Origin of the sequence: Bartonella queenslandensis AUST/NH15 (genome assembly GCF_000312585.1) — a bacterium.
Taxonomy (GTDB): domain Bacteria; phylum Pseudomonadota; class Alphaproteobacteria; order Rhizobiales; family Rhizobiaceae; genus Bartonella; species Bartonella queenslandensis_A.
Genome location: NZ_HE997999.1, coordinates 23226 through 26611, shown reverse-complemented (window position 1 = coordinate 26611; position 3386 = coordinate 23226). Strand labels below are relative to the sequence as shown.

Below are 3386 nucleotides of genomic sequence, written 5' to 3'. Positions count from 1 at the left end.
CTCAAAATGCTATAAGAAAAGAAATAGGAAAGCTACTCCTTTTTAATATTTTTCTTTTCAAATTCATAGATTTCTCCCTCTCAAGTTTATTGTGTAAATTTTCCATGCAGCAAAAATGTGCAAAATAATAAAACTAAGTAAATCACAGGTTTTGAAAGACAAAGTTCTAAATCTTCAAGAATAGCATCATTTGCCGACCATTTCTTCCGCTCACCGCCTATAGGCTTCCCCAAAACATACAAAGAAAAATAATCTGATAGACAATGAATAATCACCAATAACAAAAGCCACTTCATGATATCTTAATGCCTTTGATTGAAGACCATAAAAAGTTTCGTCTTTGCTTTGTTGGACAAGTTTATCTCTTCTTTCTTTGGACATTTGTACTCTTCTAGCGTTTTTTAATGTCATCACAGCACTCTCCCCTATTGGTTTAAGGACACTAATAACAAAGAGCCTTCATAAGAATTTGATGTTTCGATAAAGTAGAAAAATTCGTCACCTTGCCAAGTGTAACAGCTTTTATCTCTTCTTCAAGAAAGGACTTTAATTTTTTCATTACTCTGTGAAACAGCACCCTCCCATCGCACCTTATCATCTTTCAAAGCAAAAGGAAACATGGGCATAAGCCCCCTAACAATCTGATATTCCTCATATCCCCCATAAAAAACTTTTCTTGCATAGTGCAAAATCCTTTCTGCTTTAGCAAGGCTCAATGACGCAACAGTTGTTGCACAGATTTTTTCAGCCAATAAATTGACCTCCTTTCCATTCAGCGAAGTTGAAATACTCAATCTTAACATCCATACAGACACATCTTTAATGAGAATGAAAAACCTCTTTTAACAGAATGTATTGAAAAAATATTCAACAATATATCCCCTTTATTCACGACCTTCGACGTATTGCAAAGCTTGAAAACTTATACAATACGTTGAAGATATCATGATTGCACTTTTTATCTATTTGACAGCATCGAAGACATACTCATTTTTCAACAGAAGCATAAAAAATACGTGGTGCATCATTCCACACCCATTTTTTTACATCAGGTGTCATAGCGACAATATTATATGTCTGATAGATAAACGCATAAGGTCCTTTCTGCATAAAATCACGCTGTAAATCAGCATACATTTTGGCCCGTTTCTGTGGATCTTTTTGAAACAAGGCATCTTTCACCTTCTTATTCATATCTTCATCCAAATAGCCATGGCACCAACTAGGATAACCTGTGTTTTTAGCCTCAAACCGATTATCCGGATTATAAACAAGACGTGAAGCCATTGTATAAGGATCTGCAGAATCGTTATTCCATCCCATAAAAATTGTATCAAAGCTCCGTGCATAAAGTTTTGAAAACAACTGTGTCCCTACAAAATTTTCAATCTTAAAGTGTACACCTATTTTTTTTGCATTGTCTTGGATAGACTGAGCAATAGGCAAAGCAAAAGGATAAGGAGATTTTCCTGCAAAAATATTAGCCTCAAAACCATCTGGATAACCTGCTTCTGTTAAAAGCTGCTTGGCTTTTTCAAGATCAAGTTTAAAGGGTTGCCCTTCTTTTTCATCCAAAGCCCCAAGATTACCAAGAGGAATAAAGCTTGATCGTAGAATACCAACATTTTTAAGAAGAGTCTTTCCCAAAGTGTCATAATCGATCAAATAGCGCATTGCCAAACGCACCTTTTCATTGGCAAAAATAGGATTCGTTGTATTGAATCCCCATAATATCATGGATGGAACTAATACTTTTTCAATCTTAATATCTGTTGTTGCTTGGAGATCTGTTACATCTTCAGGCATCAAATTACGGGCCACATCAATATCGTGTTTTTCCAACAACAAACGTTGTGTTCCAGGCTCTGCAATATGTCGAATGAGAATCTGCTTCAATTTGGGTGCCCCTCCCCAATGATGGGAACTTGCACGCAACAAAATTGCCTCTCCAGAACGCCAACTTTCTAACTGATAAGGTCCAACACAAGCAGCGTGACTTGCCAAATAGCGATTTCCCATATCACCATCTTGTTCGTGTTTCATAATGGTCTCACGATCAAGTAAAGCAGCAACACGAGTCGTAAGAATATGCCCAAGGATGATCTCTGCTGGATAAAGCTTGTCAAATTTCATCACCACTGTTTTCTCATCGGGGGCCTGAAGAGTAGAATCAACATTTTGTTCTGTAATTCCATATTCGTTAAATATAGCCGCTGCAGACAACTTCAATTTAACAACCCGCTTCATCCCCCAAACAAGATCATGAGCACCAGCAGGCCGTCCATCATTAAATTTCAAATCATCACGCAAATGAAAAGTAATGACTGTACCCCCGCCCTCATTTGAAACGTCCCAACTCTTTGCCAAAGAAGGCGCTATTTTAGCTGCATCATCTGTAGCGGAATCAATTAAGTTATCACAAATATTAGCAATAATTTCATTGCCATAACGTTCATTGATCTGCGCAGGATCAAAAGTCTCGATTGAATCAATATTCAAAGCCATTACAAGGGTATCGGCAGGTGTTTTTGCAGCAACTTGTTGCACAAACATCCCAAAAGCCATAAGAGCAGCAACAAAAGAACTGCTCCCTTTTAATATTTTTCTTTTTAAATTCATAGATTTCTCCCTTTAAAGTTTATTGTATAAATTCTCCATGCTGCAAAAACGGGCAAAATAATAAAATGGGGCGAACCATAGCCTCCAAGAGATAAGTTTTTAAAACCTTCACCCCCAAAACCTTTTGTCAATCATCCCTCCTATCCACACTTATAAACCAAACCATACAAAGAAAAACACGCTGATATACGATCAACAACCACCAATAACAGAGCCATTCATGATATCTTAATGCCTAACTATTGAAGACTATAAGACTAAGTTTTCTTTTTTGCTGAGCAAGCTTGTCTCTTGTTTCTTCTAACATTTTTTAAATGTTATCAAAGCCTCCCTGTTGGCTCAAGTACCTTAATAAAAAAGAGCCTTCATAATAATTTGATGATTTGATAAAACAGGAAAATTCGTTGATTTGCCAAATGCAACGGCTTTTATTCCTTCTTCAAATTTTTTGCATCACTCCCTTTAAAACAATACCCCTTGGCATCTCATCATTTTTTAAATCATCATCTTTTAAAGCAAAAGAAGGCACGGGCACCATAAAAAAACTGAGATCCTTCACCGCCCCCAATATCTCCCTATGAAAAATTTTTCTTCAATATTGCAAAGTCTTTTATCCTTTAGCAATACTAACTTACGCTACGTTGTTGCACTCATTTTTTTCAGAAAGTAAATTACCCCTTTTCAATTCAGAAAAGTTAAAATGTTCATTTTAACACCCACGCAAACACATCTTCAATGAGAATAAAAAATCTCTCTTAACAGGATAT

The 3386-nt window shown here is 36.3% G+C and carries 3 protein-coding genes; all 3 read right to left on the bottom strand.

Going from position 1 to position 3386, the window contains the following annotated elements; all coding sequences use genetic code 11:
• Positions 1 to 210: 210 nt before the first annotated feature.
• The 3 genes from BN338_RS11630 to BN338_RS04910 all read right to left on the bottom strand — a co-directional run bounded on the left by BN338_RS11630 (position 211) and on the right by BN338_RS04910 (position 2619).
• Positions 211 to 411 carry a hypothetical protein gene (locus tag BN338_RS11630; protein WP_156809250.1) on the bottom strand — a complete coding sequence of 67 codons (201 nt, stop codon included), beginning with the start codon at positions 409 to 411 and terminating at the stop codon, positions 211 to 213.
• Between the two features lie 122 nt (positions 412 to 533).
• On the bottom strand, positions 534 to 752 hold the full coding sequence (locus BN338_RS04915) for a hypothetical protein (protein WP_156809249.1): 219 nt from the start codon (positions 750 to 752) through the stop codon (positions 534 to 536).
• Between the two features lie 235 nt (positions 753 to 987).
• Complete coding sequence (locus tag BN338_RS04910; RefSeq protein WP_039759623.1) at positions 988 to 2619, bottom strand: ABC transporter substrate-binding protein; 1632 nt, start codon at positions 2617 to 2619, stop codon at positions 988 to 990.
• Between the last annotated feature and the right edge of the window lie 767 nt (positions 2620 to 3386).